The sequence below is a fragment of the Streptomyces sp. NBC_00984 genome (assembly GCF_045162475.1).
GTDB lineage: Bacteria > Actinomycetota > Actinomycetes > Streptomycetales > Streptomycetaceae > Streptomyces.
In genome coordinates this window covers 3,100,881-3,114,297 of sequence record NZ_CP108734.1, presented here as the reverse complement: position 1 = coordinate 3,114,297, position 13,417 = coordinate 3,100,881, and the positions used below count along the sequence as shown (strand labels likewise).

The 13,417-nt window shown below is 71.0% G+C and carries 14 protein-coding genes; 8 read left to right on the top strand and 6 right to left on the bottom strand.

Going from position 1 to position 13,417, the window contains the following annotated elements; translation table 11 throughout:
- The first annotated feature begins 147 nt into the window (after positions 1–147).
- A complete protein-coding gene (locus OG520_RS13425; protein ID WP_406013324.1) occupies positions 148–1,599 on the top strand; it encodes a catalase in 1,452 nt (483 codons plus the stop codon).
- A 279-nt stretch (positions 1,600–1,878) separates the two neighbouring features.
- Here OG520_RS13425 and OG520_RS13420 read toward each other — a convergent pair whose 3' ends face one another.
- Complete coding sequence (locus OG520_RS13420) at positions 1,879–2,283, bottom strand: cyclic nucleotide-binding/CBS domain-containing protein (protein ID WP_406013323.1); 405 nt, start codon at positions 2,281–2,283, stop codon at positions 1,879–1,881.
- A 190-nt stretch (positions 2,284–2,473) separates the two neighbouring features.
- Positions 2,474–3,277: a histidinol-phosphatase gene (hisN, locus tag OG520_RS13415; RefSeq protein WP_406013322.1), complete on the bottom strand. Its 804-nt coding sequence runs from the start codon at positions 3,275–3,277 to the stop codon at positions 2,474–2,476.
- Positions 3,278–3,408: 131 nt separating this feature from the next.
- Between hisN and OG520_RS13410 the strand changes: the two genes are divergently transcribed.
- Positions 3,409–4,092 (top strand): TetR/AcrR family transcriptional regulator, encoded by a 684-nt coding sequence (locus OG520_RS13410; RefSeq protein ID WP_399328873.1) that lies wholly within the window; start codon positions 3,409–3,411, stop codon positions 4,090–4,092.
- On the opposite strand, the gene OG520_RS13405 is transcribed toward OG520_RS13410, so the two are convergent.
- From OG520_RS13405 to OG520_RS13390, 4 genes are all read right to left on the bottom strand, one after another.
- Positions 4,022–4,345, bottom strand: a complete 324-nt coding sequence (locus OG520_RS13405; protein ID WP_399328874.1) for a DMT family transporter — start codon at positions 4,343–4,345, stop codon at positions 4,022–4,024. The genes OG520_RS13410 and OG520_RS13405 overlap by 71 nt on opposite strands.
- A gap of 90 nt (positions 4,346–4,435) precedes the next feature.
- Positions 4,436–5,452 (bottom strand): ribosome small subunit-dependent GTPase A, encoded by a 1,017-nt coding sequence (gene rsgA, locus OG520_RS13400; protein WP_266414537.1) that lies wholly within the window; start codon positions 5,450–5,452, stop codon positions 4,436–4,438.
- 3 nt (positions 5,453–5,455) lie between these two features.
- Positions 5,456–6,772 (bottom strand): 3-phosphoshikimate 1-carboxyvinyltransferase, encoded by a 1,317-nt coding sequence (gene aroA / locus OG520_RS13395; RefSeq protein ID WP_266414534.1) that lies wholly within the window; start codon positions 6,770–6,772, stop codon positions 5,456–5,458.
- Between the two features lie 121 nt (positions 6,773–6,893).
- The gene (locus tag OG520_RS13390) at positions 6,894–7,607 is read right to left on the bottom strand and encodes a M50 family metallopeptidase (RefSeq protein WP_406013321.1); all 714 of its coding nucleotides are present in this window, start codon (positions 7,605–7,607) and stop codon (positions 6,894–6,896) included.
- Between the two features lie 78 nt (positions 7,608–7,685).
- On the opposite strand from OG520_RS13390, the gene OG520_RS13385 reads away from it, so the two are divergent.
- From OG520_RS13385 to OG520_RS13360, 6 genes are all read left to right on the top strand, one after another.
- Entirely contained in the window at positions 7,686–8,501 is an 816-nt protein-coding gene (locus OG520_RS13385) for an SOS response-associated peptidase (protein ID WP_266414530.1), read from the top strand.
- A 65-nt stretch (positions 8,502–8,566) separates the two neighbouring features.
- Positions 8,567–9,253, top strand: coding sequence for an alpha/beta family hydrolase (locus OG520_RS13380; protein ID WP_406013320.1), 687 nt, complete (start codon positions 8,567–8,569; stop codon positions 9,251–9,253).
- 273 nt (positions 9,254–9,526) lie between these two features.
- Positions 9,527–10,183 carry a sigma-70 family RNA polymerase sigma factor gene (locus OG520_RS13375; protein WP_266425425.1) on the top strand — a complete coding sequence of 219 codons (657 nt, stop codon included), beginning with the start codon at positions 9,527–9,529 and terminating at the stop codon, positions 10,181–10,183.
- On the top strand, positions 10,180–10,500 hold the full coding sequence (gene rsrA, locus OG520_RS13370) for a mycothiol system anti-sigma-R factor (protein WP_266414528.1): 321 nt from the start codon (positions 10,180–10,182) through the stop codon (positions 10,498–10,500). Before OG520_RS13375 ends, rsrA begins: the two co-directional genes overlap by 4 nt.
- 137 nt (positions 10,501–10,637) lie before the next feature.
- Positions 10,638–12,116, top strand: coding sequence for an HD-GYP domain-containing protein (locus OG520_RS13365; RefSeq protein ID WP_399328876.1), 1,479 nt, complete (start codon positions 10,638–10,640; stop codon positions 12,114–12,116).
- Positions 12,113–13,378, top strand: a complete 1,266-nt coding sequence (locus tag OG520_RS13360; protein ID WP_399328877.1) for an HD-GYP domain-containing protein — start codon at positions 12,113–12,115, stop codon at positions 13,376–13,378. The genes OG520_RS13365 and OG520_RS13360 overlap by 4 nt, the downstream gene beginning before the upstream one ends.
- The last annotated feature ends 39 nt before the right edge of the window (positions 13,379–13,417 follow it).

Sequence of the window (13,417 nt, the reverse complement as noted above, 5' to 3'; positions counted from 1 at the left end):
CAGTGAAGGGACCAGGTCCCGAACGGGTGTGACTTTGGATGTTCACTTGACTTGGACTGAGTCCATTGTAGGATCGGCACCGGCATACGCCAAGGGACAGGCTGTGCAGGACAAGACGAATGTGCAGGAACGACGCAGGAGGCGCACGTGACGCAGGGACCGCTCACCACGGAGGCCGGCGCGCCGGTCGCCGACAACCAGAACAGCCAGACCGCGGGCGTCGGCGGTCCCGTCCTGGTACAGGACCAGTCGCTGATGGAGAAGCTCGCGCACTTCAACCGTGAGCGCATTCCGGAGCGCATCGTGCACGCCCGCGGCGCCGGCGCGTACGGCACATTCACGCTGACCCGCGACGTCTCGCAGTGGACGCGGGCGAAGTTCCTCTCCGAGGTCGGCAAGCAGACCGAGACCTTCCTGCGCTTCTCGACCGTCGCGGGCAATCTCGGCTCGGCCGACGCGGTGCGCGACCCCCGCGGTTTCGCGCTGAAGTTCTACACCGAGGAGGGCAACTACGACCTCGTCGGCAACAACACCCCGGTGTTCTTCATCAAGGACGCCATCAAGTTCCCGGACTTCATCCACACCCAGAAGCGCGACCCGTACACCGGCTCGCAGGAGGCGGACAACGTCTGGGACTTCTGGGGTCTGTCGCCCGAGTCCACCCACCAGGTGACCTGGCTCTTCGGTGACCGGGGCATCCCGGCCACGCTGCGCCACATGAACGGGTACGGCTCGCACACGTTCCAGTGGAACAACGAGGCCGGCGAGGTCTTCTGGGTCAAGTACCACTTCAAGACCGACCAGGGCATCAAGAACCTCACCCAGGCCGAGGCCAACAAGCTCGCCGGTGAGGACCCGGACAGCCACCAGCGCGATCTGCGCGAAGCGATCGAGCGCGGCGACTTCCCGTCCTGGACGGTGCAGGTCCAGATCATGCCGGCGGCCGAGGCGGCCACGTACCGTTTCAACCCGTTCGACCTCACCAAGGTGTGGCCGCACGCGGACTACCCGCCGATCGAGATCGGGAAGCTGGAGCTCAACCGCAACCCGGAGAACGTCTTCGCGGAGACCGAGCAGTCGATCTTCAGCCCCGCGCACTTCGTGCCGGGCATCGGTCCGTCCCCCGACAAGATGCTTCAGGGCCGCCTCTTCGCGTACGGCGACGCCCACCGCTACCGCGTCGGCATCAACGCCGACCACCTGCCGGTGAACCGTCCGCACGCCACCGAGGCGCGCACCCACGGCCGCGACGGCTACCTGTACGACGGCCGCCACAAGGGCGCGAAGAACTACGAGCCGAACAGCTTCGGCGGTCCGGTCCAGACCGACCGCCCGCTGTGGGGGCCCGCCATCGTCACCGGTGAGGTCGCCACGCACGCGGCTCCGAGCCACGCCGAGGACAACGACTTCGTGCAGGCCGGAAACCTCTACCGGCTCTACTCCGAGGACGAGAAGGCGCGGCTGATCGACAACCTCGCCGGGTTCATCGCCAAGGTGTCGCGCGATGACATCGCCGAGCGCGCGATCAACAACTTCCGCCAGGCGGACGGCGACTTCGGCAAGCGTCTGGAGGCCGCGGTCCAGGCCCTTCGCGGCTGATCCGGGCGACTGCCGTCGGCGGTGGGCCGGTCTCCCCTTCGGGGGAGGCCGGCCCACCGGTCGTTCACGGGGCTCAGAGGCTGTCGGGTGACCTCCAATCGGGCAGCCACGGTCTGGCACGCACGCTTCCCGCGTTGTCGAAATGTCCCTAGTAGCTCCTTCCCCGAACTCTCAACTTCGTTCGAGCAGGGGAGGCCCCATCCGAGGGCATCCCGGCGCCTTGGAATCGCACGCACCAGATCGCGTCCGCTTTCCGATCAGAGGTCACCCGACAGCCTCTCAGCCGATGAGTTGCGCGCGGTGGCGGCGCCTGGTGGGTGCCCAGCAGCGCAGGATGTCGCGGACGGAGACGATGCCCACGGGCCCGTGGGCGTCCAGCACGATCAGGTGGCGGAACCCGCCGTGTGTCATGGCCTCCGCAGCCTCTTCCAGGGTCCAGGTGGGGGCGGCGAAGACCACATCGGTGGTGGTGTGGGTGGCGGCGGTCTCGGTATCCGGATCCTGGCCGGAGCCGACGGCGTTGAGGATGTCGCGTTCGGTGAGGATGCCGAGTCCGCTGTTGTCCTTGTCGAGGACGACCGCGGCCCCGATACGGCGGACCGACATCAGCCGGGCGGCCTGGCGGAGCGTATGGGCGGGGCCGATGGTGAGGACCAGCGTGCTCATGGCGTCACGGACGAGCATGAAAGGAGCCACCTCCTTGGTGAAAAGGCCGCGTGAGCCGATTCACAAATTCACAAGCGGGGGGACTCTCAGAGTTGCACCGATGTGTGGACGGAACAAGGGGGGCGAAGTAGCCCGAAGGGCGCGCGACGGCGCGCGACGCCCTTCGGTGACGTGATCCGGTGACGTGATCCCGGTCGGCGGTGCCGGCTCAGTAGCGCTGGTTCAGGTAGCCGAGCAGCTCGTGGTGGAGCAGCCCGTTCGAGGCCGCGGCATTGCCGCCGCCCGGACCGGAGACCCCGTCCAGGCTGGTGAACTTCCCGCCCGCCTCCTGGACGATGATGGCGTTGGCGGCCATGTCCCAGAGCGAGAGCTCCGGCTCCGCGCAGATGTCCACCGATCCCTCGGCGACCATCATGTACGGCCAGAAGTCCCCGTACCCGCGGGTGCGCCAGCAGGCCCTGGTCAGATCCAGGAATCCGTCGAGGCGGCCCTGCTCCTCCCAGCCGCTCAGCGACGCGTACGCGAACGAGGAGTCGGCGATCCGCTCGACCTTCGACACCTGGATCCGGGTCGCGGAGGTCAGACTGCGGCCGGCGAACGCGCCCGCCCCCTTCGCCGCCCACCAGCGCCGGTTCAGCGCGGGCGCGGACACCACGCCGACCACCGGCTGGAAGCCTCCCCCGCCGTCGGCCTCCATCAGCGAGATCAGTGTCGCCCAGACCGGCACGCCGCGCACGTAGTTCTTGGTGCCGTCGATCGGGTCGATGACCCAGCGCCGGGGACCGGTGCCCTCGATCCCGAACTCCTCGCCCAGAATCGCGTCGCGCGGGCGGGCCCGATGGAGGTGGCCGCGGATCAGTTCCTCGGCGGCCTTGTCGGCCTCGCTCACCGGCGTCATGTCCGGCTTGGTCTCGACCTTGAGGTCGAGAGCCTTGAACCGGTCCATCGTCGCCGCGTCGGCGGCGTCCGCCAGAACATGGGCAAGGCGCAGATCATCGTGGTAATCGGGCATGCCGTCACAGTATCGATCACAGGTGGGCAGGGCTACAGGAGCCTGGAGCCGCGCGGACCATTGACAGTCCCCGGGAGCGGGTCAACTCTGGGACGCGCAGCCCTCGGGCCTGCCCGGCGCAGGAGGCGACGATGCCCACAGCGCGAGACGTACTGCTGGACGCCGCCCTCTCGGCGCTGGCGACCCTGCCCTGGACATCGGTGCGCATGGTTGACGTGGCGTACGCCGCCGGCGTCTCCCGGCAGACCCTCTACAACGAGTTCGGCGGCAAGGACGGCCTGGCCCGTGCCCTGGTCCGCGATGCCGCCGACGGCTATCTGGCCGGTGTCGAGCTGGCGCTGGGGTCGGCCGGCGGTACGGAGGACGGGCTGGCCGCCGTGGCTGCCTGGACCGTCCGGGCCGTACGTACGAACGTGCTGGTCAAGGCCTTGCTCACCGGGTGCTGGAACGAGCGGTTGCCCCGCCCCGCACCCCCTGCGGCCGGGCGCGCGTCCCCGGTGCCCGGTCGGCGGCGGGCCGATCCGGGGCCGCCGACCCCCGCCGAACTGCTCCGCCGGGCCGGCGAACGCGCGGTGGCAGCCTTCGACGGGGGACGGCCGACGCACGACCCGGAAGCACTGGCCGTGACCTGCGAGATCGCGCTGCGGCTCGCCCTGAGCTACGCGCTGGTGCCCGCGCCTTCGGGGGCGGACGGAGAGACGGCACCGCTGGTACGCCACGTGGTGGCGGGGGCTCCGGACGCGGTCAGTGGGACGAGCCCGAGAGCTGGAGCCCGATCACCCCGAGAATCACCAGGGAGATCGAGACCAGCTTGAGGGTGGAGACCACGTCGTCGAGGAAGACCATGCCGTAGATCGCGGTGCCCGCCGCACCGATGCCGGTCCACACCGCGTAGGCGGGCCCCACGTCGAGTTTCTTCAGCGACATCGTCAGCAGCCCGAAGGAGCCGAGGGCGAAGACGCAGAACGCGATGGTCGGCCAGAGCCGGGTGAAGCCGTGCGAGAGTTTCAGACAGACGGCGAAGCCGGTCTCCAGAATTCCTGCGACCACGACCAGCAGCCACGCCATCGTCAGTGCCCTCCCACGTCGGTGACCGCCTTGCCACACTGGGTGTGATTATGCATTTACCGGCGGCGGCAGATCGCAAACGTGCCCCGGTCAGTCGCCCTCGCGTCGTTCCCGGGTGGACAGCAGCCGGCGCAGCGAGTCCAGCCGGGCCGGATCGGCGTGGCCCTCCGCCACCCAGGCGTCCAGGGCGCATTCCGGTTGCTGGCTGTCGTGGGTGCAGCCGCGCGGGCAGCCCTCGGTGCCGGGCTCCAGGTCCGGGAACGCGTGGATCACCCGGGACGGGTCGATGTGGTTGAGCCCGAAGGAGCGGACACCGGGGGTGTCGATCACCCAGCCGCGGTAGTCGGGCAGCGGCAGCGCCAGCGCCGACGTGGTGGTGTGCCGGCCGCGGCCGGTGACCGCGTTGACCACTCCCGTGGTACGCCGTCGGTCCTTCGGCACCAGCGCGTTGACCAGCGTGGTCTTGCCGACGCCGGAGTGCCCGACGAAGGCGGTGACCCGGTCGTGCAACTGCTCGCGGACCCGCTCGGCCGCGTCGCCGTTCTCCAGCTCCTCGCGGCTGGTCACGATGAACGGGACGCCCAGCGGGGTGTACGCCTCCAGCAGCTTGTCCGGGGAGGCCAGATCGGACTTGGTGAGGACCAGGAGCGGGGAGAGCCCGCCGTCGTACGCGGCGACCAGACAGCGGTCGATCATCCGCGGACGGGGTTCCGGATCGGCCAGCGCGGTGACGATCGCCAGCTGGTCGGCGTTGGCGACGACCACCCGCTCGAATGGATCGTCGTCGTCCGCGGTCCGGCGCAGCACCGAGCGGCGCTCACCGATGCGGACGATGCGGGCGAGGGTGTCCTTGTCGCCGGAGAGGTCGCCGACGATGGAGACCGTGTCACCCACCACGGCGGCCTTCCGGCCCAGCTCACGGGCCTTCATCGCCATGACCGTACGGCCGTCGACGAGACAGGTGAGGCGGCCGCGGTCGACGGTGAGGACCATGCCCTCCTCGGCGTCCTCGTGCTTCGGGCGGGTATGGGTGCGAGGCCGGTTGCCCTTCGGGTTGGGGCGGAACCGGATGTCGTCCTCGTCGGGGTTCTTGCCGTAGCGGCGCATGTCTCAGGCCCCGAGCATTCCGGTCCACATCTGCGGGAAGTCCGGCAGGGTCTTGGCGGTTGTCGCCACGTTCTCGATCTCCACTCCGGGGACGGCAAGGCCGATGATCGACCCCGCGGTTGCCATCCGGTGGTCGTCGTACGTATGGAAGGTACCGCCGTGCAGCGGCCTGGGCCGGATGTGGAGGCCGTCGGCGGTCTCGGTGACATCGCCGCCGAGCTCGTTGATCTCCTTGGTGAGCGCGGCCAGCCGGTCCGTCTCGTGCAGCCGCAGATGGGCGACACCGCTCAGGGTGGACGGCGCGTCGGCCAGCGCCGCGACCGCCGCGATGCCGGGGGTGAGCTCGCCTACCTCGCCGAGGTCGACGTCGATGCCGTGGATACGGCCCGAACCGGTGAAGGTGAGGCCGTGCTCGGTCAGCTCGCAGCTGCCGCCCATCGCCGTGAAGATCTCCCGCAGCGCGTCGCCCGGCTGGGTGGTGCGCTCGGGCCAGTCGGGGATGGTGACCCGGCCGCCGGTGACCAGCGCGGCCGCGAGGAACGGCTGGGCGTTGGAGAGATCGGGCTCGATGGTCAGATCACGGCCCAGCAGGGCCGAGTGGGAGACCCGCCAGACGTTCGGCTCGCCGCCCGTCTCCGGCTCGTCGACCTGCGCGCCGACCGCCCGCAGCATGTCGACGGTCATCCGGATGTGCGGCATGGAGGGGAGCCTGGCGCCGGTGTGGCGCACCTCCACCCCCTGGTTGTAGCGCGGCGCCGACAGCAGCAGCGCCGAGACGAACTGGGAGGACGAGGAGGCGTCGATCGCCACCGGTCCGCCGTCCAGCGCGCCGCCGCCGTGCACCGTCATCGGCAGCGAGCCGCGCCCCTCGTCGTCGATCCGGGCGCCGAGCACCCGCAGCGCGTCGATCACGCCGGTCAGCGGGCGCTCGTACGAACGCGGGTCGCCGTCGAAGCGGACCGGGCCGTCGGCGAGGGCCGCGACCGGCGGCAGGAAGCGCATGACCGTGCCGGCGTTGCCGACATCGACCGTGGTGGGGCCGTGCAGTCCGGCCGGGATGACCCGCCAGGCCTCGCCGGAGCCGTCCGGCCCCACGCCCTCCTCGATGCCGACGCCCATCGCGCGCAGCGCCTCGGCCATCAGCAGGGTGTCGCGGGAGCGCAGCGGGCGGCGCAGCCAGCCGGGCTCGGCGGCGAGCGCGGCGAGGACGAGCGCGCGATTGGTGACCGATTTCGATCCGGGCACGGTGACGGTCGCGTCGACGGCCCCGGTCGCATGCGGGGCGGGCCAGAGGGCGGGGTGCACGGAACTATCGGTCATGGCCCTTACTTTAGTGGCTCACCGCAAACCCGAATCTCGATCAAATGGGTCGAAATCGGGGCGTAACGCAAGTGTGGTGGAAGCCGTCGGCCGGGTACGGGCGCTCCCGTGCGGCCGGCCCTCACATCCCCAGCAGCCAGCGCCCGCCGCCGATCAACGAGCAGAGCGACACCGCGTGGAAGAGGAAGAGCCAGAGCGCGGCCGGTACGTCCGTCAGCCGGGACAGCTGGTCCGCGTCCGAGTCCGGCGCACCGCCGTACCGCCGCTTGGACTGGAGCTCGAACGCCGGGCGCACGCCGCCGAGCAGCAGGAACCAGACCACGGTGTACGCGAACAGCGACTGCCAGGCCGATGAGGCCAGCCAGGACACCAGCAGGAAGGCCGATCCGGTGAAGATCACCGTCAGTGCCCCGTACACATTGCGGATCATCACCAGCATCACCGCGAGCAGCGCGGTGGCCACCCACAGCAGCAGCGTGATCCTGCCGTCGACCAGCAGCCACGCGCCGCCCAGGCCCAGCAGCGGCGGGGCGGTGTAGCCGGCGGCCGCGGTGAGGATCATGCCGATACCGGTCGGCTTGCCGCGGCTGACGGTCAGGCCGCTGGTGTCCGAGTGCAGCCGGATGCCGGACAGCTGTCGTCCGGTGAGCAGCGCGATCAGCCCGTGCCCGCCCTCGTGCGCGATGGTGATCGCGTTGCGGGTCAGCCGCCATATCGGGTTCGGTACGACGGCGATCAGCGCGAGCGTGCCGGTCACCACCACGAGCCACTGCTCGGGGGCGGGCTGGGTGCCGAACACGCGGTCCCACAGATTGCCCAGATCGGTGCTGTCCATGGTGTGGGCGGCTCCTCGTGGTTTCGGCTTGCGGTATGGGCATCTTGTCGGCGTGGCGGTCGTGGCAGTCTGGCACTTATGTGCGGACGGTATGCAGCGAGTCGGCGGCCCGAGGACCTGACCGGACTCTTCCAGGTCGAGAAGTGGGAACCGGCGGAGGCCCTGGCTCCCGACTGGAACGTGGCGCCCACCAAGGAGGTCTACGCCGTACTGGAGCGTCCTCTGAAAGACGCAGACGATCAGCGTCCGGTTCGCCAGATGCGCGCGCTGAAGTGGGGACTCGTACCGTCCTGGGCGAAGTCGCCGGAGGGCGCCGCACGGATGATCAACGCCCGCGCGGAGACCGTCCATGAGAAGCCGTCCTTCCGCCGTCCTTTCGTCTCCCGGCGCTGCATCCTGCCCGCCGACGGCTACTACGAGTGGGTCACCGGCGCGGATGAACGGCAGCTGGAGGAGAAGGGGAAGAAGAAGCGCCCGCGCAAGCAGCCGTACTTCGTGACACCCGCCGACGGATCGGTCTTTGCGATGGCCGGGCTCTACGAGTTCTGGCGCGACCGGACCCTGCCGGACGACCACCCGATGGCCTGGTGGGTGACCTGCTCGGTGATCACGACCGAGGCGGAGACCACCCCGCTCGCCGTCGCCCCCGCCGACGGCCCGGCCGCGCTCGCCGACATCCACCCCCGGATGCCGCTGATGCTGACCCCGGACCGCTGGGACGCCTGGCTCGACCCGTCGCGCACCGACGTCGAGGAGCTGAAGGCCCTGCTCGCACCGCCGCCGGGCGGGCTCATGCGGGCCTATCCGGTGGCCACGGCCGTCAGCAACGTCCGCAACAACGGCCCCGAGCTGCTGGAGGAGCTGGCCGCTCCGGAAGTGAGCACGCTCTTCTGAGCAAGCACGCCTTCCCGGGCAGTCGGCTCCCCAGCAGTCGGCCTCCCGGGCTCTCGGCGGGGAGGATGGGGTGCGTGAGTACTACAGAGACGGGCCGCGGAGCCGAGGCGGCCGAAATGGTCGACACCGATACCGGACCGGCCAGGATCACCTGGTTTCCCGCGACGTGCACGACGAAGGCCGGGAACGCCCGGCTGGTCCTCGCCCTCGGCCACGGCGCCGGTGGCGGCATCGAGGCCCGCGACCTCCAGGCACTGGCCGCCGCGCTGCCCGCCCACGGGGTGACCGTCGCCCTGGTGGAGCAGCCGTGGCGGGTGGCCGGGAAGCGGCTCGCGCCCGCCCCGAAGACCCTGGACACCGGGTGGCGGGGGCTGTGGCCCGCGCTCACCGCCGCCGGGCCGCCCGTCGTCGCGGGCGGGCGCAGCGCCGGGGCCCGGGTGGCCTGCCGGACCGCCGCGGAGCTCGGTGCCCGCGCCGTCCTCGCGCTCAGCTTCCCGCTGCACCCTCCGGGCAGGCCGGAGAAGTCCCGCGCGGACGAGCTCCTCGGCTCCGGCGTCCCCACGCTCGTCGTGCAGGGCGGCCACGACCCGTTCGGGCGGCCCGCCGAATTCCCGCCGGGGGAGTACGGAATCGCCGAGGTGCCGTACGGCGACCACGGGTTCGCCGTACCGAAGAAGGCCGGTCCGGGCCAGGACGAGGCGATGGGGATCCTGACCGCCGCCGTGACCGGATGGCTGGCCGCCCTCGTGTGACGTACACCCCGGGAATGTTGCGCGGGGGGCCACTGTTGTCGGTGTCATCGGTACATCAACGTCGTACGTGGAGAGGGAGTCCGTCGCATGGGTTCGACCATCTGCCCGCGCCGCTCGAACGCCGCTGACCTGGAGTGGACGGTGCTGCACGCGGCCAAGACCACTCCCGAGCGGGCCCTGGGCGGATCGGATCGACAGCCCGTCTCGAAGCAAGGTCGACTATTCTCCGATTCGAGCGGGTCCGGTTTCGGTTCCGCCACAGCGTTGGAGGAGGTGGGTCCGGTCACTGGGACCGACACAGGGACCGACGACGGCCGCGCACAGGAGACGCCCGCCGAGCGCAACGCGCGCTTCGAACGGGACGCGCTCGGTTTCCTCGACCAGATGTACTCGGCCGCGCTGCGCATGACGCGCAACCCCGCGGACGCCGAGGACCTGGTCCAGGAGACGTATGCCAAGGCGTACGGTTCCTTCCACCAGTTCCGTGAGGGCACCAACCTCAAGGCGTGGATGTACCGCATCCTCACCAACACGTTCATCAACTCGTACCGCAAGAAGCAGCGCGAACCCCAGCGCAGCGCCGCCGAGGAGATCGAGGACTGGCAGCTGGCGCGCGCCGAGTCGCACATGTCGACCGGTCTGCGCTCCGCCGAGTCGCAGGCGCTCGACCACCTGCCGGACTCCGACGTGAAGTCCGCTCTGCAGGCGATCCCCGAAGAGTTCCGCATCGCCGTGTATCTCGCCGATGTCGAGGGCTTTGCCTACAAGGAGATCGCGGACATCATGGGGACTCCCATCGGTACGGTGATGTCCCGACTGCACCGGGGCCGCCGCCAACTGCGCGGCATGCTGGAGGACTACGCCCGTGAGCGCGGGCTCGTCCCGGCCGGTGCCGGAGAGTCGGACGATCGGAAAGGCTCGGGCTCATGAGCTGCGGAGAGCCGCACGAGACGGACTGCTCGGAAGTCCTCGATCATCTCTATGAGTTTCTCGACCATGAGATGCCCGACAGCGACTGCACCAAGTTCGAGGTGCACTTCGAGGAGTGCTCCCCGTGCCTGGAGAAGTACGGCCTGGAGCAGGCCGTCAAGAAGCTGGTGAAGCGCTGCTGCGGCCAGGACGACGTGCCGAGTGATCTGCGGTCCAAGGTGATGGGCCGGATCGATCTGATCCGCTCGGGGCAGGTCGTGCCCGAGCAGGACGTGACGGCCGCGGGAAGCGAACAGCCGACCGCCGCCAAGGAGTGACACCCGGCGGTCGGCCGGTACCGGCCGCCGCCACCGAATCACCCGAATGTGCTAATCGGGCTTATTGACCCTCGACCGATTGCACAACTCGCTAGCCTGGCGCCTCCATTGACCATGTTGGGGGGCGGGCCGAGCGGGTGAGAGCCACACGCGGGGCGGCGCGCGCGTACATTCCGGCGGTCGCGGTGGGCGCCCTGCTCTGTGTGCTCCCCGCGCTGCGGAGCGGTGCGGGGACCCCGTGGGTCACCGTCGCACTGCTCACCGGGCTCTATCTCGTCTGCGAACTCCCCGGGCGCTGCCCCTTCTTCGGCAGCTCCGTGCCGATCCGTGCCGGATCGTTCTTTCCGCTGCTGCTCGCCGCCGCCCTCCTGCTGCCGCCCGCCGCGGCCGCCCTCGTCGCGGTGCCCGGATCGCTCGTCGGCCGGGTGGAACAGCCGCCCGCCACCGCACGGCGCGTCTGGCGGGCCGCGCAGCTCGCCGTCACGGTCTGGGCGGCCTCGTCCGTCCACGGACTGCTCGGCGGCCCCGCCACGCTCGGCGGCATCGGCACCGGCCCGGACCGGATCCCCGACCTTCCCTACGCGATCCTGCCCGCCTGCGCCGCCGCCCTGGCCTTCAGCCTCGTCCTGACCGCGCTGGACGGCTCCATCCTGGTCGCGGCCGAACGGCTGCCCCTGCGGCGGGCCTGGAGCGGGCTGCTGCCCCGCTCGCTGGGGCCACATCTGGTGCACGGACTCGCCGGGCTGATGATGGCGGTCCTGTGGCGGGGCCCGTACGGGCCGCTGTCCGCGCTCATCGTCCTGCTGCCGATGTACATCTCCTGCTGGGTCTTCGCCCAGTACCACCGCGAGCACGCCGCCCACCGCGCCACCATCAGGGCGCTGGTGCAGGCCGTCGACATCAAGGACACCTACACCCGCGGCCACAGCGAACGGGTCGGGCGGGCCTCCGTCCTCATCGCCCGCGAACTCGGCATGGACCAGGACCGCCTGGAGGTCGTCCGGTTCGCCGGCATCCTGCACGACGTCGGCAAGCTCGGCGTCCCCACCCGGGTGCTCCGCAAGGACGGGCCGCTCACGCCGGAGGAGCGGCAGGTGATCGAACTGCATCCGGAGTACGGGCACGAGATCGTCCGCGGCATCGGCTTCCTCGGCGAGGCGCGGGCCGCGATCCTGCACCACCACGAACGGCTCGACGGCAGCGGCTATCCGTACGGGCTCAGCGGGCGCGAGATCCCGGAGTTCGCCCGGGTGGTCGCGGTGGCGGATGCCTTCGACGCGATGACCTCGACCCGTTCGTACCGGCGGGGCAGACCGGTGCCGGCCGCGCTGGAGGAGCTGAAGCGGTGCGCGGGCACGCAGTTCGACCCGCAGATGGTCCGGGCGCTGGTGCGCGGTCTCGAACGGCACGGCTGGTCGGCGGTGACGACGGCCGTGACGGCGGACGAGCCCGGGGTCCCGAGGCCGAGGGGCGAGGACGCGGGGGCCGTCCCCGGCCGCCCGTCGGATCGTCCCGGGCCGCCCGGCGGGCTCGACCGCGTACCCCCTCCGCAGCCGTCGGCGGACGGGCTCGGCGCGGTGTCCGGTCCGCAGTCGCCCGCGGACCGCCGCGGATGACCCGGGCCAGGGCCGGGACACGGCTGCCGCCGGTCGTCCTCACCGTCCGCGCCGCCGCGGCCCTGCTCGCCGTCGCCGGGCTCGGCCACACCCTCTGGGACGGCGTCCACGACCCCGGCCACGCCCTCGCCTTCGGGGTGCTCATCACGGTGGGCGAACTGGCCCGCTGGGGCGCGCTGCCCGGTGAGCGCGAGCCCGCACCGCTCGGGGCCGCCGGGGCACTCGCGTACGCCCTCCTCGGCCGCAGCGGCGGCGAGGCGACCGCGCACGGTGTCCTCCAGGTGATCGCCGTGCTCGTCGCGGCACAGCTGGTCGCCTGTGTGCCCCATGTGGCGCGCGGCACGGGACCCGCCCCCGACCGGGTGGCCCGCCGCGTCCTGACCGTCACCTTCGCCGCCGTGTGCTTCCAGCCGCTGTACAACAGCGGCCGCAGCGACAGCTGGTTCGGCGAAGGGCCGTACTACGTGCTCGTCCTGCTCCTGATCCTCGTCCTGACCGCGCTGTGCGACGCCGTGCTCGCGGCCCTGCTGCTGCGCTCGTACACCCGCCATCCCTATCCGCCGCTGCTCCGGGACGGGCTGCGCGGTCTCATCGGCATCGGGTCGGCGGTCTGCGCGACCGGGGTCGTGATGGCCCTCGGGGTGGCCGTCGCCGGGCTGTGGGCGCTGCCGGTCCTGTGCGTACCGCTGCTGCTGACCCAGGTCTCGTTCCGCCGGTTCGTCGCCGTGCGCACCACGTACCGGCAGACCATCGCCTCGCTCGCCAGGTCCACCGAGATCGCCGGGTACACCCCGCACGGGCATGCCCGCAGGGTCGCGGTGCTCTGCCGGGCCGTCGGCCGTGAGCTGGGGCTCTCCGGGATCCGGCTGACCGTGCTGGAGCACGCCGCCCTGATGCACGACATCGGGCAGCTCTCGCTCGTCGACCCGGTCCCGGACGGGGCGACGGCCACCCTGCCCGCCGCCGAGCAGCGCCGCATCGCGCTGCTCGGCGGCGCCGTGGTCCGGCAGACCGGGGTGGACACCGAGGTCGCCGTCGTGGTGGAACGGCAGGCCGACCCCTATCGCGAGCAGCCGTTGTCCGCCAGGATCGTCAGGGTCGTCAACGCATACGACGACCTCTGCGGGGAAAGTCTCATCGGGCCGCTGGGCGCGCTGGAACAACTCAGGCTCGGGACCGCCCACGACTATCAGCCCGAAGTCGTGGAATCACTGGCCAGGGTCCTGTCCCGGGGCGGTCCGGCCCCGGTCCTGCCCGGGTAACCCATGGGTAATGAGCGGGCGTCCGGTCCGGCATGGTTG